This is a genomic window from Pseudomonas sp. NFACC46-3, from assembly GCF_900114515.1.
In the GTDB taxonomy this organism is placed as follows: Bacteria; Pseudomonadota; Gammaproteobacteria; order Pseudomonadales; family Pseudomonadaceae; genus Aquipseudomonas; species Aquipseudomonas fluorescens_Q.
Genome location: NZ_FOTH01000003.1, coordinates 203,524 through 227,298 on the forward strand (window position 1 = coordinate 203,524; position 23,775 = coordinate 227,298).

General features: G+C 59.9%; 24 protein-coding genes and 1 pseudogene. 16 read left to right on the plus strand and 9 right to left on the minus strand.

The features are described 5' to 3' along the window. Window positions 1-154: 154 nt before the first annotated feature. The gene (locus BM300_RS31315) at window positions 155-637 is read left to right on the plus strand and encodes a hypothetical protein (RefSeq protein ID WP_092223499.1); all 483 of its coding nucleotides are present in this window, start codon (window positions 155-157) and stop codon (window positions 635-637) included. Between the two features lie 90 nt (window positions 638-727). On the opposite strand, the gene BM300_RS06470 is transcribed toward BM300_RS31315, so the two are convergent. Next, window positions 728-1,945: an argininosuccinate synthase gene (locus BM300_RS06470; protein WP_003204943.1), complete on the minus strand. Its 1,218-nt coding sequence runs from the start codon at window positions 1,943-1,945 to the stop codon at window positions 728-730. A gap of 127 nt (window positions 1,946-2,072) precedes the next feature. After that, window positions 2,073-3,050, minus strand: a complete 978-nt coding sequence (locus BM300_RS06475; RefSeq protein ID WP_063324650.1) for a flagellar protein MotY — start codon at window positions 3,048-3,050, stop codon at window positions 2,073-2,075. A gap of 190 nt (window positions 3,051-3,240) precedes the next feature. On the opposite strand from BM300_RS06475, the gene pyrC reads away from it, so the two are divergent. Beyond that, window positions 3,241-4,287: a dihydroorotase gene (pyrC, locus tag BM300_RS06480; RefSeq protein WP_003204946.1), complete on the plus strand. Its 1,047-nt coding sequence runs from the start codon at window positions 3,241-3,243 to the stop codon at window positions 4,285-4,287. Further along, the gene (gene rnt, locus BM300_RS06485) at window positions 4,284-4,961 is read left to right on the plus strand and encodes a ribonuclease T (protein WP_063324649.1); all 678 of its coding nucleotides are present in this window, start codon (window positions 4,284-4,286) and stop codon (window positions 4,959-4,961) included. Before pyrC ends, rnt begins: the two co-directional genes overlap by 4 nt. A 186-nt stretch (window positions 4,962-5,147) precedes the next feature. On the opposite strand, the gene BM300_RS06490 is transcribed toward rnt, so the two are convergent. Continuing rightward, window positions 5,148-5,750: a peroxiredoxin gene (locus BM300_RS06490; RefSeq protein WP_025215179.1), complete on the minus strand. Its 603-nt coding sequence runs from the start codon at window positions 5,748-5,750 to the stop codon at window positions 5,148-5,150. Between the two features lie 101 nt (window positions 5,751-5,851). Then, the gene (locus BM300_RS31010) at window positions 5,852-6,007 is read right to left on the minus strand and encodes a hypothetical protein (RefSeq protein WP_158265801.1); all 156 of its coding nucleotides are present in this window, start codon (window positions 6,005-6,007) and stop codon (window positions 5,852-5,854) included. A gap of 57 nt (window positions 6,008-6,064) precedes the next feature. Here BM300_RS31010 and BM300_RS06495 point away from each other — a divergent pair, with 57 nt between their 5' ends. Together BM300_RS06495 and bfr are read left to right on the plus strand one after the other, a co-directional pair. Next, a complete protein-coding gene (locus tag BM300_RS06495) occupies window positions 6,065-6,283 on the plus strand; it encodes a bacterioferritin-associated ferredoxin (protein ID WP_003178704.1) in 219 nt (72 codons plus the stop codon). Window positions 6,284-6,481: 198 nt separating this feature from the next. Further along, a complete protein-coding gene (bfr, locus tag BM300_RS06500; protein ID WP_003178701.1) occupies window positions 6,482-6,955 on the plus strand; it encodes a bacterioferritin in 474 nt (157 codons plus the stop codon). Window positions 6,956-7,122: 167 nt separating this feature from the next. Here bfr and grxD read toward each other — a convergent pair whose 3' ends face one another. The 3 genes from grxD to BM300_RS06515 all read right to left on the minus strand — a co-directional run bounded on the left by grxD (window position 7,123) and on the right by BM300_RS06515 (window position 10,081). Continuing rightward, window positions 7,123-7,464, minus strand: coding sequence for a Grx4 family monothiol glutaredoxin (grxD, locus tag BM300_RS06505; protein ID WP_003204956.1), 342 nt, complete (start codon window positions 7,462-7,464; stop codon window positions 7,123-7,125). Between the two features lie 89 nt (window positions 7,465-7,553). Then, window positions 7,554-9,662 (minus strand): molybdopterin oxidoreductase family protein, encoded by a 2,109-nt coding sequence (locus tag BM300_RS06510; protein WP_092223495.1) that lies wholly within the window; start codon window positions 9,660-9,662, stop codon window positions 7,554-7,556. Window positions 9,663-9,793: 131 nt separating this feature from the next. Further along, window positions 9,794-10,081, minus strand: a complete 288-nt coding sequence (locus BM300_RS06515) for a hypothetical protein (protein WP_072348410.1) — start codon at window positions 10,079-10,081, stop codon at window positions 9,794-9,796. Between the two features lie 403 nt (window positions 10,082-10,484). On the opposite strand from BM300_RS06515, the gene argF reads away from it, so the two are divergent. Together argF and BM300_RS06525 are read left to right on the plus strand one after the other, a co-directional pair. Then, complete coding sequence (gene argF / locus BM300_RS06520) at window positions 10,485-11,405, plus strand: ornithine carbamoyltransferase (RefSeq protein WP_092145150.1); 921 nt, start codon at window positions 10,485-10,487, stop codon at window positions 11,403-11,405. Continuing rightward, window positions 11,402-12,511 carry an ABC transporter ATP-binding protein gene (locus tag BM300_RS06525; RefSeq protein ID WP_092145148.1) on the plus strand — a complete coding sequence of 370 codons (1,110 nt, stop codon included), beginning with the start codon at window positions 11,402-11,404 and terminating at the stop codon, window positions 12,509-12,511. The genes argF and BM300_RS06525 overlap by 4 nt, the downstream gene beginning before the upstream one ends. Window positions 12,512-12,689: 178 nt before the next feature. Here the strand turns inward: BM300_RS06525 and BM300_RS06530 are convergent, their stop codons facing one another. Both BM300_RS06530 and ybaK read right to left on the minus strand, forming a co-directional pair. Further along, a complete protein-coding gene (locus BM300_RS06530; RefSeq protein ID WP_063324644.1) occupies window positions 12,690-13,472 on the minus strand; it encodes a PhzF family phenazine biosynthesis protein in 783 nt (260 codons plus the stop codon). A gap of 175 nt (window positions 13,473-13,647) precedes the next feature. Beyond that, entirely contained in the window at window positions 13,648-14,118 is a 471-nt protein-coding gene (gene ybaK, locus BM300_RS06535; RefSeq protein WP_063324643.1) for a Cys-tRNA(Pro) deacylase, read from the minus strand. Between the two features lie 323 nt (window positions 14,119-14,441). Between ybaK and BM300_RS06540 the strand changes: the two genes are divergently transcribed. From BM300_RS06540 to BM300_RS06580, 9 genes and pseudogenes are all read left to right on the plus strand, one after another. Next, the gene (locus tag BM300_RS06540; protein WP_092145146.1) at window positions 14,442-15,293 is read left to right on the plus strand and encodes an MIP/aquaporin family protein; all 852 of its coding nucleotides are present in this window, start codon (window positions 14,442-14,444) and stop codon (window positions 15,291-15,293) included. Window positions 15,294-15,386: 93 nt separating this feature from the next. Beyond that, window positions 15,387-16,892: a glycerol kinase GlpK gene (glpK, locus tag BM300_RS06545; protein WP_072348398.1), complete on the plus strand. Its 1,506-nt coding sequence runs from the start codon at window positions 15,387-15,389 to the stop codon at window positions 16,890-16,892. An 85-nt stretch (window positions 16,893-16,977) separates the two neighbouring features. After that, complete coding sequence (locus tag BM300_RS06550) at window positions 16,978-17,733, plus strand: DeoR/GlpR family transcriptional regulator (protein WP_003204973.1); 756 nt, start codon at window positions 16,978-16,980, stop codon at window positions 17,731-17,733. Between the two features lie 236 nt (window positions 17,734-17,969). Next, window positions 17,970-18,107, plus strand: a pseudogene (locus BM300_RS31320) (transcriptional regulator); the annotation flags it as partial. A gap of 320 nt (window positions 18,108-18,427) precedes the next feature. Continuing rightward, the gene (glpD, locus tag BM300_RS06560; protein ID WP_092145144.1) at window positions 18,428-19,966 is read left to right on the plus strand and encodes a glycerol-3-phosphate dehydrogenase; all 1,539 of its coding nucleotides are present in this window, start codon (window positions 18,428-18,430) and stop codon (window positions 19,964-19,966) included. Between the two features lie 448 nt (window positions 19,967-20,414). Continuing rightward, the gene (locus BM300_RS06565; RefSeq protein ID WP_063324639.1) at window positions 20,415-21,329 is read left to right on the plus strand and encodes a glutamate/aspartate ABC transporter substrate-binding protein; all 915 of its coding nucleotides are present in this window, start codon (window positions 20,415-20,417) and stop codon (window positions 21,327-21,329) included. Between the two features lie 190 nt (window positions 21,330-21,519). Beyond that, window positions 21,520-22,266 carry an amino acid ABC transporter permease gene (locus BM300_RS06570; protein WP_063324638.1) on the plus strand — a complete coding sequence of 249 codons (747 nt, stop codon included), beginning with the start codon at window positions 21,520-21,522 and terminating at the stop codon, window positions 22,264-22,266. After that, entirely contained in the window at window positions 22,266-22,937 is a 672-nt protein-coding gene (locus BM300_RS06575; protein ID WP_063324637.1) for an amino acid ABC transporter permease, read from the plus strand. The genes BM300_RS06570 and BM300_RS06575 overlap by 1 nt, the downstream gene beginning before the upstream one ends. After that, a complete protein-coding gene (locus BM300_RS06580) occupies window positions 22,934-23,668 on the plus strand; it encodes an amino acid ABC transporter ATP-binding protein (RefSeq protein WP_003204983.1) in 735 nt (244 codons plus the stop codon). Before BM300_RS06575 ends, BM300_RS06580 begins: the two co-directional genes overlap by 4 nt. Window positions 23,669-23,775 lie beyond the last annotated feature (107 nt).

Genomic DNA, 23,775 nt, shown 5'->3' on the forward strand with positions numbered 1-23,775 from the left:
CACTCACTTAAGGAAGGGGAATCCTATATAAAACATATTCAGGCGCCTGACATCCAGCATCGGCAGCCATTGCGACCATGCCTATATTTCATTCGGCATGGACAACCACTTTCCAACCCACACACCGAGCACAAGTACTCCATGAGCATTAACCATGAACAAACCTTTGAAGACCATAACCAACCCCATGACCCTCATCGCCATATTCGCCACTTTATCCGAAACTTCCGCAGCGATTTCCCTGCCCTTTCTGGATGACCAGGATCGTGAGTATTACCTGTGGTTCCTGATCAGTTTTCCTTTTTATCTATTGCTGCTTTTTTTCATAACGCTCAACTTCAATTATCGTTCGTTGTATTCACCTTCGGATTTTCGCAAGAGCAAACACTTCATAAAGACCATGGATGATTCGCCCTGTCGACGCAAACGACAGCTACGTCGGGCCGACGACGTCAAGGAACTGCTGGTGATACGTCTTCATCGACGCAGGCGCGGACCAGATACCCTTTGTATCGTATGCAGCCAATCGAAACGCCCGATCGAGACTTGTCGATCAAGACATTTGAAGCAAACCAGCATCGTCGTGTACGTCATCTACAGCAGCGCAGACCTGGCAACGCACGGGCAGGATAAATAAGCGAGCCGGGGCAGCGCCGCAACAAAAGCCACACAAAAAAAGGGTAAAAAAACGGCCTGCTCATGGCAGGCCGTTTTCAGGTCACCAGGGTCAGAACAACTTGCGACCCTTGTTCGCCGCGATGCGCATGCGCAGGGCGTTGAGCTTGATGAAGCCGGCCGCGTCAGCCTGGTTGTAGGCACCGCCGTCTTCTTCGAAAGTCGCGATGTTGGCATCGAACAACGACTCGTCGGACTTGCGCCCGGTGACGATCACGTTGCCCTTGTACAGCTTCAGGCGTACCACGCCATTCACGTGAGCCTGGGAGGCGTCGATCATCTGTTGCAGCATCAGGCGCTCTGGGCTCCACCAGTAGCCGGTGTAGATCAGGCTGGCGTACTTGGGCATCAACTCGTCCTTGAGGTGAGCCACTTCGCGGTCCAGGGTGATCGACTCGATCGCCCGGTGGGCGCGCAGCATGATGGTGCCGCCCGGGGTCTCGTAGCAACCGCGGGACTTCATGCCCACATAGCGGTTTTCGACGATGTCCAGACGACCGATGCCGTGTTCGCCACCGATGCGGTTCAGGGTTGCCAGCACGGTGGCCGGGCTCATCTCAACGCCGTCCAGCGCGACGATATCGCCGTTGCGATAGGTCAGTTCCAGGTATTGCGGAGTATCAGGAGCCTTCTCCGGGGAGACGGTCCAGCGCCACATGTCTTCTTCGTGCTCGGTCCAGGTGTCTTCCAGCACGCCGCCTTCATAGGAGATGTGCAGCAGGTTGGCATCCATCGAGTACGGGGATTTCTTCTTGCCGTGGCGCTCGATCGGAATCGCGTGCTTCTCGGCGTAGTCCATCAGTTTTTCACGGGACAGCAAGTCCCATTCACGCCACGGGGCAATGACTTTCACGCCCGGCTTGAGGGCATAGGCACCCAGCTCGAAACGCACCTGGTCGTTGCCTTTGCCGGTGGCGCCATGGGAAATGGCATCGGCGCCCGTTTCGTTGGCGATTTCGATCAGGCGCTTGGCGATCAGCGGACGGGCGATGGAGGTGCCCAGCAGGTACTCGCCTTCGTAAACGGTGTTGGCGCGGAACATCGGGAACACGAAGTCGCGGACGAATTCTTCGCGCAGGTCATCGATGTAGATCTCTTTGACGCCCATGGCCTGGGCCTTGGCGCGTGCAGGCTCGACTTCTTCGCCCTGCCCCAGGTCAGCGGTGAAGGTCACCACTTCGCAGTTATAAGTGTCCTGCAGCCACTTGAGGATCACCGAAGTGTCCAGGCCGCCGGAATACGCCAGAACGACCTTGTTTACGTCCGCCATGCCATCACTCCACGGGTTGTACGGAAAGCCGGGAAGTCTAACGTCCAATGCGGATAATTTACAGAGGCGCGACAGCTTATGACGACGAAGCGACAGATTATGTCGATTGAGCGACGGCCGCCCTTGATCAGGACGTGCGTGCAGTGGCGGCAGCGGGAACCTTGGCCGGTGCCGCAGCCGGTGCCGGAACCTTGGCGGGGGCTGCTGCTGGGGCTGGCGCCGGGGTTGTCGGCTGCGGGGCCGGTGCTTCGGTCGGCGCCACACGCTCCAGGCGCACGACCACGCGACGATTCTTGGCCCGGTTGGCGGCGTTGGTATTGGGCACCAGGGGATAACGCTCGCCGTGGAAACGCAGGGTGATCTGCGATTCCTGGAAGCCATTGGCCTTGAAGAAATCCTGGACCGCCAGGGCCCGACGGCGCGACAGTTCACGGTTGGTCAGGCGATTGCCACTGTTGTCGGAGTGACCATCGAGTTCGACATGATTGACGCTCGGGTCGGCCTTGATGAAGTCGAGCATCACCTGCAACTGGGCCTTGGCCCGCGCATCGAGCTCGACTTCCTCGCCAGGGAAGCCGATCTGGGTCTGCTTCACCTGTTCGAAATTCTTCGGCAGCAACTTGGCCACGCAGCTCTGATAGTCGCTGAAGGCTTTGTTGAAACGCACCGGCAGCAACCGGACTTCCGACACTCGACCGTCCTCGGTATTGCGCCGTACCACAGGGCTGCGACCGTCCATCAGGCCGCTGATCAAGCGACCGGCCTGGACCTGCGAGCTGTTGAACAACACATCGCCACTGCCAATGCTGACCGAGCCCAGGTTGATATCGCCTCGCCCCGGTTGCCATGGTGCGGCCGCCGCCAGCAAGGTCGCGGAACCGCCGCCGAGCATCGGATTATAGGCCTTGAGCCTGAAGGTGGCCTGCTCACCCGCCCGGCGCACGAATTCGCCACTGCCAAAATCAGTGATCGGCTGGCTCAGCCGGCACTCGAACTTGTCGCCTTCGACCGTCCACTCAATGCTCTCCAGACGGGTCTGGAAAGTGAGCGCCATGGCAGGAAGGCTGGCAAACACACTGAGCAAGGCTAGATAACGCTGGCGCACGGGAGGCTCCACTGACTTTTATACAAAGATCGACGCATGCCGAGGGCATGACGCCTGTCCGGGGCACTGAACGGATTCGTGGCACACCTGTAGGAGCTATCGGTAAGTTGCGCCAGAACTTGATAGCGGGTGCCTGAATCGGTCTTTTCCGGTAGCATTCCCACAGTTTGACCCGCCTGGAAGCCCCCCAATGTCCGACCGCCTGACCCTGCTGCGTCCCGACGACTGGCATATTCATCTTCGCGATGGTGCTGTGTTGACCCATACCGTCGCCGATGTCGCGCGCACCTTCGGGCGCGCAATCATCATGCCTAACCTGGTTCCGCCAGTGCGCAATGCCGCCGAAGCCGACGGCTATCGCCAGCGCATCCTCGCCGCACGCCCGGCTGGCAGCCGCTTCGAACCGTTGATGGTGCTTTATCTCACCGACCGCACCCAGCCCGAAGAAATCCGCGAGGCCAAGGCCAGCGGCTTCGTCCATGCCGCCAAGCTGTACCCGGCCGGCGCGACCACCAACTCCGATTCCGGCGTCACCAGCATCGACAAGATCTTCCCGGCGCTGGAGGCGATGGCCGAAGTCGGTATGCCATTGTTGATCCATGGTGAAGTCACCCGGGGCGACGTCGACGTGTTCGACCGCGAGAAAATCTTCATCGACGAGCACATGCGCCGCGTCGTGGAGCGCTTCCCGACCCTCAAGGTAGTGTTCGAACACATCACCACCGGCGATGCCGTGCAGTTCGTCAACGAGGCCCCGGCCAACGTCGGCGCGACCATTACCGCCCATCACCTGCTGTACAACCGCAACCACATGCTGGTGGGCGGGATCCGGCCGCACTTCTATTGCCTGCCGATCCTCAAGCGCAATACCCACCAGGAAGCCTTGCTGGACGCCGCCACCAGCGGCAGCGCCAAGTTTTTCCTCGGCACCGACTCGGCACCCCACGCCCAGCATGCCAAGGAAGCGGCCTGCGGTTGCGCCGGTTGCTACACCGCCTATGCCGCCATCGAGATGTACGCCGAAGCCTTCGAACAGCGCAACGCGCTGGACAAGCTCGAAGGCTTCGCCAGCCTGCATGGCCCACGTTTCTATGGCCTGCCGGTGAACACCGATCGTATTACCCTGGTTCGCGATGAGTGGACCGCCCCCGCCAGCCTGCCTTTCGGCGATCTGGCTGTCATCCCGCTGCGCGCCGGTGAAAAACTGCGCTGGCGCCTGCTGGAGGAAAACGCGTGAGTGAAGATCATTTCGACGACGAACTGGACGGCAACGGTGGTTCGGGCGGCGCCCGTCACCCCATGGCAGCTCGGTTCCGTGGCTACCTGCCGGTCGTCGTCGACGTAGAAACCGGCGGTTTCAACTCCGCCACCGACGCTTTGCTGGAAATCGCCGCGACCACCATTGGCATGGACGAAAAAGGCTTCGTGTTCCCTGACCACACCTACTTCTTCCGTGTCGAACCGTTCGAAGGCGCCAACGTCGAAGCGGCGGCCCTGGAGTTCACCGGGATCAAGCTCGATCACCCGTTGCGCATGGCTGTCAGCGAAGAAACGGCCCTGACCGACATCTTCCGTGGCGTGCGCAAGGCGCTCAAGGCCAATGGTTGCAAGCGAGCGATCCTGGTCGGCCACAACAGCAGCTTCGACCTGGGCTTCCTCAACGCCGCCGTCGCGCGCCTGGACATGAAGCGCAACCCGTTCCACCCGTTCTCCAGCTTCGACACCGCGACCCTGGCTGGCCTGGCGTACGGCCAGACCGTCCTGGCCAAGGCGTGCCAGGCGGCCGACATCGATTTCGATGGCCGTGAAGCCCACTCGGCCCGCTACGACACCGAGAAGACCGCCGAGCTGTTCTGCGGCATCGTCAATCGGTGGAAGCAGATGGGTGGCTGGCAGGATTTCGACGACTGACATCGGCCTGGCTCTTTGTGTGGCGAGGGAGCTTGCTCCCGCTTGAGTGCGCAGCGCTCACAAGATCTTGGGGCGGCTGCGCCACCCAGCGGGAGCAAGCTCCCTCGCCACGGGGTCTGTGTTCTGCTTTACAACCCCATAAAAAAACCGGCCTGTCGAGGGCCGGTTTTTTTATGCCTTGCGCGCTTACAGCTTGCCGCCGTGCTCGGTCAGGTAAGCGGCCACGCCTTCAGGCGATGCGTCCATGCCCTTGTCGCCTTTTTTCCAGTTGGCCGGGCAGACTTCGCCGTGCTCTTCGTGGAATTGCAGCGCGTCGACCAGACGGATCAGTTCTTCCATGTTACGACCCAGTGGCAGGTCGTTGATGATCTGCGAACGGACAACACCTTTGTCGTCGATCAGGAACGCGCCACGGAAGGCCACGCCGCCTTCGGACTCAACGTCATAGGCCTTGGCGATTTCGTGCTTCATGTCGGCAGCCATGGTGTATTTCACCTGACCGATACCGCCATTGTTGATCGGGGTGTTGCGCCAGGCGTTGTGGGTGAAGTGCGAGTCGATCGAAACAGCGACCACTTCGACGTTGCGCGCCTTGAAATCATCCATGCGGTGATCCAGTGCGATCAGCTCGGACGGGCAGACGAAGGTGAAGTCCAGTGGATAGAAGAACACCAGGCCGTATTTGCCTTTGATGGCCGAGGACAGGGTGAAGCTGTCGACGATTTCGCCGTTGCCGAGGACGGCTGGAACGGTGAAGTCTGGGGCTTGTTTGCCTACGAGTACGCTCATTGGATATCTCCTGATGTAATAGCGTGAAAACAAGGTCCGGGCCAGCCTGCCACCCTCAGGCGACAACCCTGTGACACGAACCCGCTTGCAAGGGCCGATCATCATACACCGCGCATTTGGACTGTCTTCAACGGTTTTTCGGCGACATCGAAAAAATCGCCGTCCGGTTCCATGCCGCACCAGTCGTCCTGGATAAACCGTTCGTCAGCCTGGCAACGCTCTGGCGCAAGACCTTGAGAAACCACTTTGACAATCATTCTCGTTAACATTAAGATCCGTCCCAATTGAGTCACAACCAGCGACGGTTCTCACTTATGTATGTATGCCTCTGCACTGGCGTCACCGACGGGCAGATCCGCGAAGCGATCTACGAAGGTTGCTGCAGCTATCGCGAAGTCCGCCAGGCCACCGGCGTAGCCAGCCAATGCGGCAAATGTGCCTGCCTGGCCAAGGAAGTGGTTCGTGAAACCCTCGCCAAAGTGCAAACGGCTCAAGCCTCGATTCCCTATCCGGTAGAATTTACTGCCGCTTGAAACCAGCTTTTTGAAGAACCGGACTCAATGTCCGGTTTTTTTATGCCTGTAAATCAAGCGCTTAGCCTCCAGACGCGGAACACAAACATTCTTATTCCGATTAATTTTCATTTATTATTCAATAACTTAGGTTTGACACTCGTAAATACGCGGCTCAAACTCTGCCTTATACACAGCTATTACAGGGCAGGCCTCATCATGAAAGGCGACATTACAGTCATCCAGCATCTCAACAAGATCCTTGCCAATGAGCTGGTCGCGATCAACCAATACTTCCTGCATGCGCGCATGTACGAGGATTGGGGCCTGAACAAGCTGGGCAAGCACGAGTACCACGAATCCATCGACGAGATGAAGCACGCGGACAAGCTGATCAAGCGCATCCTGTTCCTTGAAGGCCTGCCGAACGTCCAGGACCTGGGCAAGCTGCACATCGGCGAACATACCCGCGAGATGCTCGAGTGCGACCTGCGTATCGAGCGCACCGGCCACGCCGACCTGAAAGCCGCTATCGCCCATTGCGAAAGCGTTGGCGACTTCGGTAGCCGCGAACTGCTGGAAGACATTCTCGAATCCGAGGAAGAGCACATCGACTGGCTCGAAACCCAATTGGGCCTGATCGACAAAGTCGGTCTTGAGAACTATCTGCAATCGCAGATGGGTGAAGAGTAAGCTTTCCCGAAAGCCAGCCACTAAAAAGCCCCGCCCTCTTTCGAGAGGCGGGGCTTTTTATTGCCTGAATTCCAGGCCACACCGAAAACCACTGTGGGAGCGAGCTTGCTCGCTCCCACAAGGTTTCCCGTTCACCACGACGGATGTGGTGAACATACATCCATGAATCAGGCTTCGGTCTTGTTCGCCGCCGCTTTTTCCACCGCTTCCTTGATCGTGGCCTGCAGAGAGCCGTCGGCGGCCATCTCGGTCATGATGTCGCTACCGCCGATCAGTTCACCACCCACCCACAGCTGTGGGAAGGTTGGCCAGTTGGCGTACTTGGGCAGGTTGGCGCGGATTTCCGGGTTCTGCAGGATGTCCACGTAGGCAAACTTCTCGCCACACGCCATCACAGCCTGAGCAGCCTTGGCCGAGAAACCGCACTGTGGCGCGTTCGGCGAGCCTTTCATGTAAAGCAGGATGGTGTTGTTGGCAATCTGGTCTTTAATCGTTTCGATGATATCCATGGAGCACCTCGGCTTAAAACTTTTGCGACTTAAGTTGTCGACACGGTGACGCATTGTAACGGAAAGCCGAACCTGCTCCAGAGACAATTTTACGCAGCTGCCACCTTCACCGGTACGCCGTTAAGCGCCGCATTGCCAGACAACTCATCGAGCTGACAATCATCGGTCAGGTCGTTGGCGCTGGAGCCCGGTTGTCCGCTGGCAATGGTCATCTGCACGCCCGGCCGGGCATGCCCCCAGCCGTGGGGCAGGCTGACCACGCCTTTCATCATGTCCAGGCTGCCCAGCACCTCGACTTCGATGACGCCCACCCGCGAACTGACGGTCACCCGTTGCCCGTCGACAAGGCCGCGACTGGCGAGGTCATCCGGGTGCATCAACAATTGATGGCGCGGCTTGCCCTTCACCAGTCGATGAAAATTATGCATCCAGGAGTTATTGCTGCGCACATGGCGGCGGCCAATCATCAGCAATTCGTCCGGTTTTGGCGCCTGCAACCCAGCGAAGCGCTCGAGATCGACAAGTATCACGGCTGGCGCAGCCTGCACACGTTGGTTTTCGGTTTTCAGGCGCGCAGCCAAGTTGGGCTTGAGCGCACCGAGGTCAATGCCGTGGGGATGATCGAACAGGGTCGCCAGGGACAGCTTATGCGGCGAGGCATCGCCATACGCTCCGCTGCGCAGGCCGAAATCGATCATCTGCGCCGGCGGCATGGTCGGCTTGAGTTCCTTGCCGGTTCGGGCGGCAAAAGCCTTGGCCAGGCCGACGAAGATTTCCCAATCGTGCAGCGCACCCTCGGGCTTGGGCAGGATCGCCCGGTTGAAACGGGTCACGTTGCGCACCGCGAACAGGTTGAAGGTGGTGTCGTAATGATCGTTTTCCAGGGCCGAGGTCGAAGGCAGGATCAGGTCGGCGTAGCGGGTGGTTTCGTTGATGTACAGATCGACACTGACCATGAACTCCAGCCCATCCAGGGCCTGCTCCAACTGCCGCCCGTTGGGTGTAGACAGCACCGGGTTGCCGGCCACGGTGACCAGCGCCCGAATCTGGCCTTCGCCCTCGGTGAGCATCTCCTCGGCCAGGGCCGACACCGGCAGTTCCCCTGCGTACTCGGGACGCCCGGACACCCGGCTCTGCCAACGATTGAAATGCCCGCCCGAAGTGGTAGCGACCAGGTCCACCGCCGGCTCGGTGCACAGCGCCCCGCCCACCCGATCAAGATTGCCGGTGACCAGATTTATCACCTGGATCAGCCAATGGCACAGCGTGCCAAACGCCTGGGTCGAGACCCCCATCCGTCCGTAGCACACCGCTGACGGCGCGGCGGCGAAGTCCCGGGCCAATTGCCGGATCTGCGCTGCCGGCACCGCACAGAGCGGGCTCATGGCTTCAGCCGTGAACGTGGCAACGGCCTCGCGCACCTCGTCCAGGCCGTCCACTGGCAGGTGGCTGTCACGGGTCAGGCCTTCGCTGAACAATGTATTGAGCAAACCAGACAGCAGCGCAGCATCACCGCCGGGGCGTACAAAGACATGCTGGTTGGCAATGGCCGCCGTTTCGCTGCGGCGCGGATCGACCACCACCACCTTGCCGCCACGGGCCTGGATCGCCTTGAGGCGCTTCTCCACGTCCGGCACGGTCATGATGCTGCCGTTGGAAGCCAGCGGGTTGCCGCCCAGGATCAGCATGAAGTCGGTGTGGTCGATGTCCGGAATCGGCAGCAGCAGGCCGTGGCCATACATCAAGTAACTGGTCAGGTGATGGGGCAGTTGATCCACCGAAGTCGCCGAGAAACGGCTGCGGGTTTTCAACAGGCCCAGGAAATAGTTGCTGTGGGTCATCAGCCCATAGTTATGCACGCTGGGGTTGCCCTGGTAGACCGCCACCGCGTTCTGGCCGTGGCGCGCCTGGATATCCGCCAGACGCTCGGCCACCAACGCGAAGGCATCGTCCCAGGCAATGGGTTGCCATTCATTGCCAACGCGCTGCATGGGCTGGCGCAGCCGGTCCGGGTCGTTCTGGATATCTTGCAGGGCCACCGCCTTGGGGCAGATGTGACCGCGGCTGAAGGTGTCCAGCGCATCGCCCTTGATCGAGGTGATTGCCAGGCCCTGGCCGTCGGTTTCGGTGGTTTCGAGGGTCAAGCCGCAGATGGCTTCACACAGGTGGCACGCACGGTGGTGGAGAGTCTTGGTCATGGCCAGTCTCTGTTTTATTCGTGGCGGGCGCTTTCGGCCGCGGGAACAAAACTATGGCGCGTGATTCCCGGCAGCGCCAGCGACGTTCGTCCTGTGAATTGCCGGGCATCAGGCCCACCGATGAGCGCGCGTCAAGGCTGATCGGAAGGCGGTGCCAGCATCTGGATTTCTTCGACGGTTTCCACCTGCTCCTGGGCAATGGGCACCCCCGTGAGCTCGCCAATCAGCCGCCAATGCTCGTCGAGGCCGCTGCTGATAGTGGCCATGCGGTCGATCATCCGACGGCCCGCTGCCTTGGTCACCTCGTCATCGCTGCGCAGCAATTCGAATGACATGGAAGTCACCGAAGCCGTCAGGTGCGTCAGCGAGCGTGCAGTCAGCCCCAGCAATTCCATCAATTGTTGCTCTTTCGAATCCATTTCGGGCTCCTGTGTCGCTGAGGTTCATTTATAACCCAGGCCTTTGCATTAGGAAATGTTTCACAGCCACCCGCAGACAGGCGAAAGGCTGGGATGCCACGGCGCAAAACGACGTTCATCCATGGCACGCCCGCCGCGCTCGATTGCCAATCCAAGCAACGCCAGTGTACAAATGGGTCGCTGCTGTCAGGAAACCGGCCACAAATACGCCATCGCCTTCGCACGATGGCCTCGCTGAAATCCCCAAAAACCGTAGCCCTATTGGTAAGACGCGACATTTAATTATAAGATCGCGCCTTCCCCTATTTCGTCGCCCCGTGCGGCTTTTGCCGCAGGTCTCGCCCGTTTTTTGAATAAACAAGGCTTTGAGCATCTGCGGTCAGTTACAAAAAGGTAGTCAATCATGAGCGCAAGGCACTTTCTCTCCCTGATGGATTTCACGCCCGATGAGTTGCTCGGCGTGATCCGTCGAGGCGTGGAGCTCAAGGACCTGCGTAACCGCGGCGTACTGTTCGAGCCCTTGAAAAACCGCGTGCTGGGGATGATCTTCGAGAAGTCATCGACCCGCACCCGCATCTCTTTCGAAGCCGGCATGATCCAGCTGGGCGGCCAGGCGATCTTCCTGTCGCCGCGCGACACTCAACTGGGCCGTGGCGAACCCATCAGCGATTGCGCCATCGTCATGTCGAGCATGCTGGACGCGGTGATGATCCGTACCTTTGCCCACAGCACCCTGACCGAGTTCGCAGCCCATTCCCGCGTCCCCGTCATCAACGGCCTGTCCGATGACCTGCACCCCTGCCAGTTGCTGGCCGACATGCAGACCTTCCTCGAGCATCGCGGCTCGATCCAAGGCAAGACCGTAGCCTGGATCGGCGACGGCAACAACATGTGCAACAGCTATATAGAAGCGGCGCTGCAATTCGACTTCCAACTGCGCATTGCCTGCCCTGAAGGTTATGACCCCAATGCCGAACTGCTCGCCAAGGCCGGCGACCGGGTGACCATCGTGCGTGATCCGAAACAGGCCGTGGCCGGCGCGCACCTGGTGAGCACCGACGTCTGGACCTCCATGGGCCAGGAAGAAGAAACCGCCAAGCGCCTCGAGCTGTTCGCGCCGCTGCAGGTCAACCGGGCCTTGCTCGACCTGGCGGATGCCGACGTGCTGTTCATGCACTGCCTGCCGGCCCACCGTGGCGAGGAGATCAGCTTCGATTTGCTGGACGATCCGCGCTCGGTGGCCTGGGACCAGGCAGAAAATCGACTTCACGCGCAAAAGGCACTGCTCGAGTTCCTTGTCGAGCCGGCGTATCACCACGCATGAGCCATTCGCTGCTGCTGAATTTGCACGACCTGGCCTGCGGTTACCAAAACCAGCGGGTCGTGCAGAACCTCAACCTGCACCTCAATGCCGGCGATATCGGTTGCCTGCTCGGTTCGTCCGGGTGCGGCAAGACCACCACGTTGCGTGCCATAGCCGGCTTCGAACCCGTGCACGAGGGTGAAATCCAACTGGCCGGGGAAACCATTTCCCGCGCCGGTTTCACCCTCGCCCCGGAAAAACGCCGTATCGGCATGGTGTTCCAAGACTATGCCCTGTTCCCCCACCTGAGCGTGGCCGAGAACATCGCCTTTGGCATTCGCAAGCATCCGGACAAGGATCGCGTCGTCGAAGAGTTGCTGGAACTGGTCAACCTGATGCATCTGGGCAAGCGCTTTCCCCATGAGTTGTCCGGCGGCCAGCAGCAACGCGTGGCCCTGGCCCGCGCGCTGGCACCAGAACCACAACTGCTGTTGCTCGATGAGCCGTTCTCCAACCTCGATGGCGAGTTGCGACGCAAGCTCAGCCATGAAGTGCGGGATATCCTCAAGGCCCGCGGCACCAGCGCGATCCTGGTCACACACGATCAGGAAGAAGCCTTCGCCGTGAGTGATCATGTTGGGGTATTCAAGGAAGGTCGACTGGAACAGTGGGACACGCCCTACAACCTGTACCACGAACCGCTGACGCCATTCGTCGCCAGTTTCATTGGCCAGGGCTACTTCATTCGCGGCCAGCTGGACAGCCCTGAATCGGTGCAAACCGAGTTGGGCACCCTGCGCGGTAACCGAGCCTACACCTGGCCCATCGGCGGCGCGGTGGACGTGCTGCTGCGCCCGGACGATATCGTCTACGCACCGGACAGCCCGCTCACCGCCAGCATAGTCGGCAAGACGTTCCTAGGCGCCTCGACCTTGTATCGCCTGCAACTGCCGACAGGCGCGCAACTGGAGTCGATCTTCCCAAGCCACGCCGACCATCAGGTCGGTGACCGGGTCGGCATCCGGGTAGCGGCAGAACACCTGGTGCTGTTCCAGGCCTCGGGCAGCACGGCGGCGCATATACCGCCGGTGGAAAGCGGCGTGCGGCGCTATAGCACCGCCAGCTAACGCCGGATACCCGCTTTTGTGTGGCGAGGGAGCTTGCTCCCGCTGGGCTGCGCAGCAGCCCTAAAACCTGACAACGCGGTGGATCAGGTAGATGTAGGCCGAGGTGACTGTTTTGAGGGCTGCTTCGCAGCCCAGCGGGAGCAAGCTCCCTCGCCACAGAAGTGCACAGACCGTGGTGTCAACCCAGCATCAACGTCCCACTGGCCACCAACGTCGCATTCCCACCGATCTTCACCCGCTCACCTTCCAACCGACAGAACAACGCCCCACCCCGGGCCGAGCATTGATAAGCCGTCAGCCCGTGTTTACCCAAGCGTTTGGACCAGTAGGGAATCAGGCTGCAGTGGGTCGAGCCGGTGACCGGGTCTTCGTTGATGCCAATCGCCGGGGCAAAATAGCGCGAAACAAAATCATGCTTGCTCCCCGGCGCGGTCACGATAGCGCCCGGCCAAGGCAGTTTAGCCAGGGCCGCCATGTCCGGCTTGCAATCAAGCACCGCTTGCTCCGACTCCAGCACCACGAACAGTTCGTTGGAGCTCAGCACGTCCACCGCTTCGACACCCAAGGCACTCTGGACTGCCAGGGATGCCCCCAGCTCGGCGGGCACGATGGCCGGAAAATCCAGCCACAGCCGATCACCTTCGCGCGTGACGCTCAACGCCCCGGACTTGCAGATGAAATCCAGCCGCCCTACGGGTTCGTGGTAGACCTCGAACAGTACATAAGCGCTGGCCAACGTGGCGTGCCCGCACAGCGGGACTTCGGTGGTGGGCGTGAACCAGCGGATATGCCAATGCTGGCCTTCACGCACCAGAAACGCGGTTTCAGCCAGGTTATGTTCGGCGGCGATCTTCTGCATCAAGTCATCAGCAAGCCAGCCGTCGAGGCGATAGACCATCGCCGGGTTACCGCCAAACGGCCGGTCACTGAACGCATCGACCTGATGAAACGCAAGCTGCATGGCACTTCTCCTTTTTTTTGATGCGCCAGCATGCGGCGCAGCGGCACAGCTTATCCAGTGACAGATCAGTAGAATTTTCACCCTACAGCGGGGGATGGAAGCTCTGACTCCAAGCTTAGCCTTTCATACCCTTGTGGCGAGGGCGCTGGCTCCCGCTCGGCTGCGCAGCCGTTATTCAAGCGCGCCCAATGTCAGCAAACGTCGCCCCGGTGTGCTCCTTCAATACCGAAGGCGCCAACTCGACTTCCAAGCCGCGTCTTCCCGCACTGACAAACATGCTGGCGAGCGGCTGTGCGGAACTGTCGATAAAGGTGCGCAGGCGCTTCTTCTGCCCCAGCGGGCTGATCCCACCCAGTAAATAACCGGTCGAACGCTGCGCAGCGGCGGGGTCGGCCATCTCGACCTTTTTCACCCCGGCGGCATGGGCCAGACCTTTCAAATCCAGGCTTCCGGCCACGGGCACCACCGCCACCAACAGTTCACCCTTTTCGCTGGCCGCCAACAACGTCTTGAACACCTGCGCCGGATCCAGGCCGAGCTTTTCCGCCGCTTCCAAACCGTAGGACGCGGCCTTGGGATCGTGTTCGTAACTGTGGATGCGATGTTCGGCGCGCACTTTCTTAAGCAGATCCAACGCGGGTGTCATGACTGCTCCTGACAAAGAAATGAAAAAAAGAGTGGCCGGATTCTAAGCCATCGCCAGCGAAAAGGCTTGGGAGGGCGTCGTGAGTGCCGGTGATCCGCCGCCAGCGCAAGAGTCATTCACGTCACGAATAGTTGAAATGTGACCGACGGTTCACTTTCGACCTTTGACACCAGCGTTTCTTGTCTATATTTTTTCGAAACTGAAAGTCATATCGCAGGTCTCAAGCAGCAACTCGAGATCAGGATGGGGATCCTGCCTCGTTGGAGATCGCGCCATCGAGCTTTATCGAAGGCGCAGCAAAACAACAAAAAACCGAGGTTTGAATGACAACTGCTTTACAACAGCCGTCCCTGCCCAGCCAATGCCTGGCTGAATTCCTAGGCACCGCCCTACTGATTTTTTTTGGCACCGGTTGCGTCGCGGCCCTCAAGGTTGCGGGTGCCAGCTTCGGATTGTGGGAAATCAGCCTCATCTGGGGTGTCGGCGTCAGCATGGCGATCTATCTGAGCGCGGGCATTTCCGGCGCCCATCTCAACCCCGCCGTCAGCATTGCCCTGTGCATTTTCACCGGTTTCGAAAAGCGCAAACTGCCTTTCTATATGCTGTCCCAAGTGGCCGGTGCTTTCTGCGGCGCATTTCTGGTCTACACGCTGTACAGCAACCTATTCTTCGATTTCGAACAGTCTCGGCACATGATTAGAGGCACCGAAGCCAGCCTCGAACTGGCCTCGGTGTTTTCCACCTACCCCCACGCCGCACTGTCCACCGGCCAAGCCTTCCTCGTGGAGGTGATCATCACAGCCATCCTGATGGGAGTGATCATGTCCCTGACCGATGACAACAATGGTTTGCCTCGCGGCCCGCTGGCGCCACTGCTGATCGGCCTGCTGATTGCGGTGATCGGCAGCTCCATGGGGCCGCTGACAGGCTTTGCGATGAACCCGGCGCGGGACTTCGGCCCTAAACTGATGACTTTCTTCACCGGCTGGGGTGAAATTTCCCTCACGGGCGGGCGTGACATCCCGTACTTCCTGGTTCCGATTTTTGCCCCGATTGTGGGTGCATGCCTGGGTGCTGCGGCTTATCGCGGCTTGATTGCCCGCCACCTGCCCAGCGCCATAACTGCTACAAAGGATGCAAAACCGGCCATTGACGGCAAGCCCAGAACATCCTGAAACAGTCGGCGCAGGCTTCTGCCATTCCAGCCTGCGCCGTGGCTTCTTCCCTTATCTAGTCTCCCTTTTATAGAAAGACCCGAGGCAATCGACATGACCGATATACAGAACAAGAACTACATCATTGCCCTCGACCAGGGTACGACCAGCTCGCGGGCAATCATCTTCGACCGTGACGCCAACGTGGTCTGCACCGCCCAGCGCGAATTCGCCCAGCATTACCCACAGGCCGGCTGGGTCGAACACGACCCGATGGAAATCTTCGCCACCCAGAGCGCGGTCATGGTCGAAGCCCTCGCCCAGGCCGGCCTGCACCATGACCAGGTGGCTGCCATCGGCATCACCAACCAGCGTGAAACCACCGTGGTCTGGGACAAGACCACCGGCCGGCCGATCTACAACGCCATCGTCTGGCAATGCCGCCGCAGTACCGAAATCTGCCAGCAGCTCAAGCGCGATGGCCACGAACAATACATCAGCCAAACCACCGGCCTGGTCACCGACCCGTACTTTTCCGGCACCAAGCTCAAGTGGATCCTGGACAACGTCGAAGGCAGCCGCGAGCGTGCGCGCAACGGTGAACTGCTGTTCGGCACCGTCGACAGCTGGCTGATCTGGAAATTCACCGGCGGCAAGGTCCACGTCACCGACTACACCAACGCCTCGCGCACCATGCTCTTCAACATTCACTCGCTGGAATGGGACGCGAAGATGCTCGACATCCTCGACATCCCCCGCGAAATGCTCCCGGAAGTGAAATCGTCCTCGCAGATCTATGGCCGCACCAAGAGCGGCATCGCCATCGGCGGCATCGCCGGCGACCAGCAGGCGGCGCTTTTCGGCCAGATGTGCGTGGAGCCGGGCCAGGCGAAAAACACCTACGGCACCGGCTGTTTCCTGCTGATGAACACCGGCAGCAAGGCCGTCAAATCCAATCACGGCATGCTCACCACCATCGCCTGCGGCCCACGCGGCGAAGTCGCCTACGCCCTGGAAGGTGCAGTCTTCAATGGCGGCTCCACGGTCCAGTGGCTGCGCGACGAACTGAAAATCATCAACGATGCGCTGGATACCGAATACTTTGCCAACAAGGTCAAGGACAGCAACGGCGTGTACCTGGTGCCCGCCTTCACCGGCCTGGGCGCGCCGTATTGGGACCCCTATGCCCGTGGCGCGCTGTTTGGCCTGACCCGCGGCGTACGCGTCGACCACATCATTCGTGCAGCACTGGAGTCGATTGCCTACCAGACCCGCGACGTACTCGACGCCATGCAGCAGGATTCGGGTGAACGCCTCAAGGCCCTGCGAGTCGACGGTGGCGCGGTGGCGAACAACTTCCTCATGCAGTTCCAGGCCGACATCCTGGGTACCCAGGTCGAGCGCCCGAAAATGCGTGAAACCACCGCCCTGGGTGCTGCGTATTTGGCCGGCCTGGCATGCGGCTTCTGGGGCAGCCTGGAAGAACTGCGCGGCAAAGCGGTGATCGAGCGCGAATTCGAACCGCAACTGGACGAACAGGCGAAGGAAAAACTCTACGCCGGCTGGCAGAAGGCGGTCAGTCGCACCCGTGACTGGGAACCCCATGAAGACGCTGAATAAAGCCTGATAAGCTTCTGAAACTGGTCGGGAGTGGATTCCTGCGGCATCATGGGCAAATTTTGTACGGCAGCCCAAAGGAAGCCCCATGAATCTGCCTCCCCGCCAGCAGCAAATCCTCGAACTGGTCCGCGAACGCGGCTATGTCAGCATCGAGGAAATGGCGCAGCTATTCGTCGTCACCCCGCAAACCATTCGCCGCGATATCAACCAACTGGCGGAGGTGAACCTGCTGCGTCGCTACCACGGCGGCGCCGCCTACGATTCAAGCGTGGAAAACACCGCCTACGCCATGCGCGCCGATCAGATGCGCGACGAGAAGCAACGCATCGCCGAAGCCATCGCCGCCCAGATCCCCGATCATGCCTCGCTGTTCATCAACATCGGCACCACCACCGAATCCATTGCCCGGGCGCTGCTCAATCACAACCATCTGAAGGTCATCACCAATAACCTGCACGTGGCTTCGATCCTCAGTGCCAAGGACGACTTCGAAGTCCTGATCGCTGGCGGCAACGTACGGCGTGACGGCGGCGTGGTGGGCCAGGCGAGCGTCGACTTCATCAACCAGTTCAAGGTCGACTTCGCCCTGGTGGGCATCAGCGGGATCGATGAAGACGGCAGCCTGCTGGACTTCGACTATCAGGAAGTACGGGTTTCCCAAGCCATCATCGCCAACGCCCGGCAAGTGCTGCTGGCGGCGGACTCCAGCAAGTTCGGACGCAATGCCATGGTCCGCCTGGGCCCCATCAGCCTGATCGACTGCCTGGTGACCGACCAGCAACCGGTGCCGGCCCTGGCGCAGTTGCTGAGCCAGCACAAGATTCGCCTGGAAGTGGTCTGACTGCATCCAAGTCTCCCTGTGGCGAGGGAGCTTGCTCCCGCTGGGTGGCGCAGCCGCCCCCAATGATCTGACGCGACCTTTCAGGCACACCGCGCCAGCCGGTTTTACGACCGCTTCGCAGCCGAGCGGGAGCAAGCTCCCTCGCCACAGGGTTAACCATGCCTCCAAACAGTTATGTGTTCAGCCGAGGGGCTGGGTTACGACGAGCAGATGAACTCCAGGCGCTTGCCCCATTCCGTGAACATGGCATGAGCCAGAGCGACTTGCCAGGCGTTGGTACCCAGTCGGTGGTATCGGAGGTTTTGAGCGGTAAGCGTCAGCTCAATTTGAGGCAGATCCGCTGGCTGGCCGAGCGCTTCGGTGTAGCGCAGTGAAATACCGACCTGCTTTTGTGGCGAGGGAGCTTGCTCCCGCTCGGCGGCGCAGCCGTCGTAAAACCGGTTGACGCGGTCTGCCTGGAAGACCGCGTCAGTCCATCTTGGGGCGGCTGCGCCGCCCAGCGGGAGCAAGCTCCCTCGCCACAAACGCACTTCACCAGTAACTTTTTTGTTCGAAAATTTTCCTTTCAGCTTCCTTTGATCAGTATTTTCAATCGAAGTCAGCTGGCTGTTGCGGTCTTTATGGGCTAGTATTTTCGCAAATGAACATTTATGTTCGAATTCAAATATTGCGAAAAAGAGCCCGAGGCCAGCCGATGCCCACTTCTACCTTGCCTACGCCCCCTCTCGCCGAGATTTACGACATCGCCGTCATTGGTGGCGGGATCAACGGCGTGGGGATTGCCGCGGACGCTGCCGGTCGCGGTCTTTCGGTGTTCCTTTGCGAAAAGGACGACCTGGCCAGCCACACATCGTCGGCCAGCAGCAAGCTGATCCACGGTGGCCTGCGTTACCTCGAACATTATGAATTTCGCCTGGTGCGCGAAGCGCTGGCCGAGCGCGAAGTGCTGCTGACCAAGGCCCCGCACATCGTCAAGCAAATGCGCTTCGTATTGCCTCACCGCCCGCATCTGCGCCCGGCCTGGATGATTCGCGCCGGCCTGTTCCTCTACGATCACCTGGGCAAGCGTGAGCAGCTCGCCGGCTCCAAAAGCCTGAAGTTCGGTGCCGACAGCGCATTGAAAAGCGAGATCACCAAAGGTTTCGAATATTCCGACTGCTGGGTCGACGATGCGCGGCTGGTGGTACTCAACGCCATGGCCGCCCGGGAAAAAGGCGCGCACATCCACACCCGCACGCGCTGCGTGAATGCCCGCCGCAGCAAAGGCCTGTGGCACCTGCACCTGGAACGTGCCGACGGCAGCCTGTTTTCGATCCGCGCCAAGGCACTGGTCAACGCCGCCGGCCCGTGGGTCGCCAAGTTCATTCGCGATGACCTGAAGCTGGAATCGCCCTATGGCATCCGCCTGATCCAGGGCAGCCACCTGATCGTGCCGAAACTCTACGAAGGCGAACATGCGCACATTCTGCAGAACGAAGACCAGCGCATCGTGTTCACCATTCCGTACCTTAACCAGTTCACCCTGATCGGCACGACTGACCGCGAATACACCGGTGACCCGGCCAAAGTGGCGATCACCGAGGGTGAAACCGACTACCTGTTGAAGGTGGTCAACGCCCACTTCAAGAAGCAGATCAGCCGCGACGATATCCTGCACAGCTATTCCGGTGTACGCCCGCTGTGCAACGACGAATCCGACAACCCATCGGCCGTGACCCGCGACTACACCCTGGCGCTGTCGGGTGGCGGTGAAGAAGCCCCCTTGCTGTCGGTGTTCGGCGGCAAGCTGACCACCTATCGCAAGTTGGCCGAATCGGCGATGGCGCAACTGGCCCCGTATTTCACGCAAATGCGTCCGGGCTGGACCGCCGTAGAGGCCCTCCCCGGCGGCGAAAACATGACCACCCCGCAGGCGCTGTGCTCGGCGATCCGCGACAAGTTCGACTGGCTGCCAACCGACATCGCACGCCGCTGGGCCACTACCTACGGCAGCCGCACCTGGCGCATGCTCGAAGGCGTGCACAACCTGGGCGACTTGGGTGAGCACGTCGGCGCCGGCCTCTATACGCGCGAAGTCGACTACCTGTGCAGCGACGAGTGGGCCGTCGATGCCCAGGACATCCTGTGGCGCCGCAGCAAGCTGGGCTTGTTCACCACCCCGGTCGAGCAGGAGAAACTGCAGCAGTACCTGGACAAGGTCGAGCACAACCGCCGCAAGATCGAAGCGGCCTGACGGATATCCCGCAAAACCCAAAGCCCCTGAATCCAGCGATTCAGGGGCTTTTTGCTATCTGGCGTGCACCTCCGCCCCCCTGTAGGAGCGAGCTTGCTCGCGATGAGGCCAGCACATTCAACCCTGTATGGGACCGACACACCGCTATCGCGAGCAAGCTCGCTCCCACAATGGATCGAGACGGGCTCAAGCCATTCGGTTTTCCGAACATGACCCGCCCGTCAGTTCGGCTAACCGGATAAAGCAGCCCGCGTAAACCTGAAACAAAACATTAATTACCATATAAAACAACAAGTTAAACAGACAGCCCTGGCCTGGCACGAGTCATGCTCTACACTTCTGGAGACGAATGCCTGTACGCCAACACAACAGGAGCTGCCAGGCACTTCGAAGTACTCAGGGCCGACAAACCGGCCGAAATAAAAAAAACAATGTCGAGGAAACATCGATGCGTATCGTTCCCCATCTCCTGGGCGCAGCCATGGCTGCCGCTCTGATCAGCACCCCGGTTTTCGCAGCCGAACTGACCGGCACGCTGAAAAAGATCAAAGAGTCCGGCGTTATCACGCTTGGCCATCGCGACGCTTCCATTCCGTTTTCCTACATCGCGGACGCTTCCGGCAAACCGGTTGGCTACTCCCACGATATCCAGATGAAAGTCGTCGAAGCACTGAAAAAAGACCTGGACCTGCCCAACCTGCAGATCAAATACAACCTGGTCACCTCGCAAACCCGTATCCCACTGGTGCAGAACGGCACCGTGGACCTGGAATGCGGCTCCACCACCAACAACGTCGAGCGTCAGCAGCAGGTTGACTTCTCCGTTGGCATTTTCGAGATCGGCACCAAGCTGCTCTCCAAGAAAGATTCCAAGTACAAGGATTTCGACGACCTCAAGGGCAAGAACGTCGTGACCACCGCCGGCACCACGTCCGAGCGCATTCTCAAGGCGATGAACGCCGACAAGCAGATGGGCATGAACGTCATCTCCGCCAAGGACCATGGCGAATCCTTCCAGATGCTGGAATCGGGTCGTGCCGTCGCGTTCATGATGGACGACGCCCTGCTGGCTGGCGAAGCCGCCAAGGCCAAGAAAGCCGATGACTGGGCCGTGACCGGCACCCCACAGTCCTACGAAATCTATGGCTGCATGATGCGCAAGGGCGACGAGCCGTTCAAAAAGGCTGTCGATGACGCCATCAAGGCCACCTACGCTTCGGGCGAGATCAACAAGATCTACGAAAAATGGTTCATGCAACCTATCCCGCCAAAAGGCCTGAATCTGAACTTCCCGATGAGCGACGAACTCAAGGCACTGATCGCCAAGCCGACCGATAAAGCGGCTGACGACAAGAAATCCTGATTTCTGACTAACCTTATCCCCTGAAAGGGCCCGGCCCTTTCAGGGGATGGTCACTCCCTGCTGGCAAATCTGGAAACACTCGAACCGGTGGCTGTCGAGCCGATCGCGTGTGCCTGGCCTTCAAGTCGGGCGGGAACGGAGTTTCCCCAGGCGGGCATTTGTACATCGAACGATCTGAGGGGAGACCCTAATGAATTACAACTGGGACTGGGGCGTGTTCTTCAAGTCCACCGGCGTGGGCAGCGAGACCTATCTCGACTGGTACGTGTCCGGCTTGGGCTGGACCATCGCCATAGCCATCGTAGCCTGGATCATCGCCCTGCTGCTCGGCTCGATACTAGGCGTCATGCGTACCGTGCCGAACCGGCTCGTATCGGGTATCGCCACGTGCTACGTGGAGCTTTTCCGTAATGTGCCGCTGCTGGTTCAGCTGTTCATCTGGTACTTCCTGGTGCCGGACCTGCTGCCCGCCGATATGCAGGAGTGGTACAAGCAGGACCTGAACCCGACCACCTCGGCCTACCTGAGCGTAGTCGTGTGCCTGGGCCTGTTCACCGCCGCCCGTGTTTGCGAACAGGTGCGTACCGGTATCCAGGCGCTGCCGCGCGGCCAGGAATCCGCCGCCCGTGCCATGGGCTTCAAGCTGCCGCAGATCTACTGGAACGTGCTGCTGCCCCAGGCCTACCGGATCATCATTCCGCCGCTTACCTCGGAATTCCTCAACGTCTTCAAGAACTCCTCCGTGGCCTCGCTGATCGGCCTGATGGAGTTGCTCGCGCAGACCAAGCAGACCGCCGAGTTCTCCGCCAACCTGTTCGAAGCCTTTACCCTGGCCACGCTGATCTATTTCACCCTGAACATGAGCCTGATGCTGCTCATGCGCATGGTCGAGAAGAAAGTCGCGGTGCCCGGCCTGATCTCCGTGGGGGGTAAATAATGGAATTCGACTTCACTGGCATCATCCCGGCCATTCCCGGTTTGTGGAACGGCATGGTGATGACCCTCAAGCTGATGGCCTTGGGAGTGGTCGGCGGGATCATCCTCGGCACGATCCTGGCGCTGATGCGCCTGTCCCATAACAAGCTGGTCTCCAATATCGCTGGCGCCTACGTCAACTATTTCCGCTCGATCCCGCTGCTGCTGGTGATCACCTGGTTCTACCTGGCGGTACCGTTCGTGCTGCGCTGGATCACCGGCGAAGATACGCCGATCGGGGCATTCGGTTCCTGCATCGTGGCGTTCATGATGTTCGAAGCGGCGTACTTCTGCGAAATCGTCCGGGCTGGCGTGCAGTCGATTCCCAAGGGCCAGATGGGGGCCGCCCAGGCACTGGGGATGAATTACGGCCAGACCATGCGCCTGATCATCCTGCCCCAGGCGTTTCGCAAAATGACCCCGCTGCTGTTGCAACAAAGCATCATCCTGTTTCAGGACACCTCGTTGGTCTACACGGTCGGCCTGGTGGACTTCCTCAATGCTTCGCGGGCCAGTGGCGACATCATCGGCCGCTCCAATGAGTTCCTGATCATCGCAGGTCTCGTGTACTTCACCGTCAGCTTTGCCGCCTCGCAGCTGGTCAAGCGTCTGCAAAAAAGGTTCGCCGTATGATCTCTATCAAGAACATCAACAAGTGGTATGGGGACTTCCAGGTACTGACCAATTGCAGCACCGAGGTCAGCAAAGGTGAGGTGGTGGTGGTGTGCGGGCCGTCCGGTTCCGGCAAATCCACGCTGATCAAATGCGTGAACGCCCTGGAACCGTTCCAGAAAGGCGACATCGTGGTCGATGGCACGTCCATCGCCGACCCGAAGACCAACCTGCCGAAACTGCGCTCGCGCGTGGGCATGGTGTTCCAGCATTTCGAACTGTTCCCGCACCTGACCATCACCGAAAACCTGACCATCGCGCAGATCAAGGTGCTGGGCCGCAGCAAGGAAGAGGCCACCAAGAAAGGCTTGCAACTGCTTGAGCGGGTCGGCCTCTCGGCCCACGCCCACAAGCACCCGGGCCAGCTCTCCGGCGGTCAGCAGCAGCGCGTGGCGATTGCCCGTGCCCTGGCGATGGACCCGGTGGTAATGCTGTTCGACGAGCCGACCTCGGCTCTCGACCCGGAAATGGTCAACGAAGTGCTCGACGTGATGGTGCAACTGGCCCACGAAGGCATGACCATGATGTGCGTGACCCACGAAATGGGCTTCGCCCGCAAAGTGGCGAACCGGGTGATATTCATGGACCAGGGCCAGATCATCGAAGACTGCAAGAAAGAAGAGTTCTTCGGCGACATCAGCGCCCGTTCCGAACGCGCGCAGCATTTCCTCGAGAAAATCCTGCAGCACTAAGCGCCACGTCCTTTGGAGCGGCTCCTGTGGCGAGGGAGCTTGCTCCCGCTGGGTCGCGCAGCGACCCCAAAACCGGCGAATGCGGTGTACCTGGCATACTGCATGAG

Excerpts from the sequence above, each read along its gene's own strand:
- BM300_RS06550 (WP_003204973.1), top strand. The coding sequence starts at position 16,978 with ATGAATCTGCCTCCCCGCCAGCAGCAAATCCTCGAACTGGTCCGCGAA.
- pyrC (WP_003204946.1), top strand. The coding sequence starts at position 3,241 with ATGTCCGACCGCCTGACCCTGCTGCGTCCCGACGACTGGCATATTCAT.
- BM300_RS06570 (WP_063324638.1), top strand. The coding sequence starts at position 21,520 with ATGAATTACAACTGGGACTGGGGCGTGTTCTTCAAGTCCACCGGCGTG.
- argF (WP_092145150.1), top strand. The coding sequence starts at position 10,485 with ATGAGCGCAAGGCACTTTCTCTCCCTGATGGATTTCACGCCCGATGAG.
- BM300_RS06580 (WP_003204983.1), top strand. The coding sequence starts at position 22,934 with ATGATCTCTATCAAGAACATCAACAAGTGGTATGGGGACTTCCAGGTA.
- glpD (WP_092145144.1), top strand. The coding sequence starts at position 18,428 with ATGCCCACTTCTACCTTGCCTACGCCCCCTCTCGCCGAGATTTACGAC.
- BM300_RS06510 (WP_092223495.1), bottom strand. The coding sequence starts at position 9,662 with ATGACCAAGACTCTCCACCACCGTGCGTGCCACCTGTGTGAAGCCATC.
- BM300_RS31010 (WP_158265801.1), bottom strand. The coding sequence starts at position 6,007 with ATGATTGTCAAAGTGGTTTCTCAAGGTCTTGCGCCAGAGCGTTGCCAG.
- BM300_RS06470 (WP_003204943.1), bottom strand. The coding sequence starts at position 1,945 with ATGGCGGACGTAAACAAGGTCGTTCTGGCGTATTCCGGCGGCCTGGAC.
- BM300_RS06565 (WP_063324639.1), top strand. The coding sequence starts at position 20,415 with ATGCGTATCGTTCCCCATCTCCTGGGCGCAGCCATGGCTGCCGCTCTG.
- BM300_RS06515 (WP_072348410.1), bottom strand. The coding sequence starts at position 10,081 with ATGGATTCGAAAGAGCAACAATTGATGGAATTGCTGGGGCTGACTGCA.
- glpK (WP_072348398.1), top strand. The coding sequence starts at position 15,387 with ATGACCGATATACAGAACAAGAACTACATCATTGCCCTCGACCAGGGT.
- BM300_RS06530 (WP_063324644.1), bottom strand. The coding sequence starts at position 13,472 with ATGCAGCTTGCGTTTCATCAGGTCGATGCGTTCAGTGACCGGCCGTTT.
- BM300_RS06495 (WP_003178704.1), top strand. The coding sequence starts at position 6,065 with ATGTATGTATGCCTCTGCACTGGCGTCACCGACGGGCAGATCCGCGAA.
- BM300_RS06525 (WP_092145148.1), top strand. The coding sequence starts at position 11,402 with ATGAGCCATTCGCTGCTGCTGAATTTGCACGACCTGGCCTGCGGTTAC.
- ybaK (WP_063324643.1), bottom strand. The coding sequence starts at position 14,118 with ATGACACCCGCGTTGGATCTGCTTAAGAAAGTGCGCGCCGAACATCGC.
- bfr (WP_003178701.1), top strand. The coding sequence starts at position 6,482 with ATGAAAGGCGACATTACAGTCATCCAGCATCTCAACAAGATCCTTGCC.
- BM300_RS06490 (WP_025215179.1), bottom strand. The coding sequence starts at position 5,750 with ATGAGCGTACTCGTAGGCAAACAAGCCCCAGACTTCACCGTTCCAGCC.
- BM300_RS06540 (WP_092145146.1), top strand. The coding sequence starts at position 14,442 with ATGACAACTGCTTTACAACAGCCGTCCCTGCCCAGCCAATGCCTGGCT.
- BM300_RS06575 (WP_063324637.1), top strand. The coding sequence starts at position 22,266 with ATGGAATTCGACTTCACTGGCATCATCCCGGCCATTCCCGGTTTGTGG.
- BM300_RS31315 (WP_092223499.1), top strand. The coding sequence starts at position 155 with ATGAACAAACCTTTGAAGACCATAACCAACCCCATGACCCTCATCGCC.
- grxD (WP_003204956.1), bottom strand. The coding sequence starts at position 7,464 with ATGGATATCATCGAAACGATTAAAGACCAGATTGCCAACAACACCATC.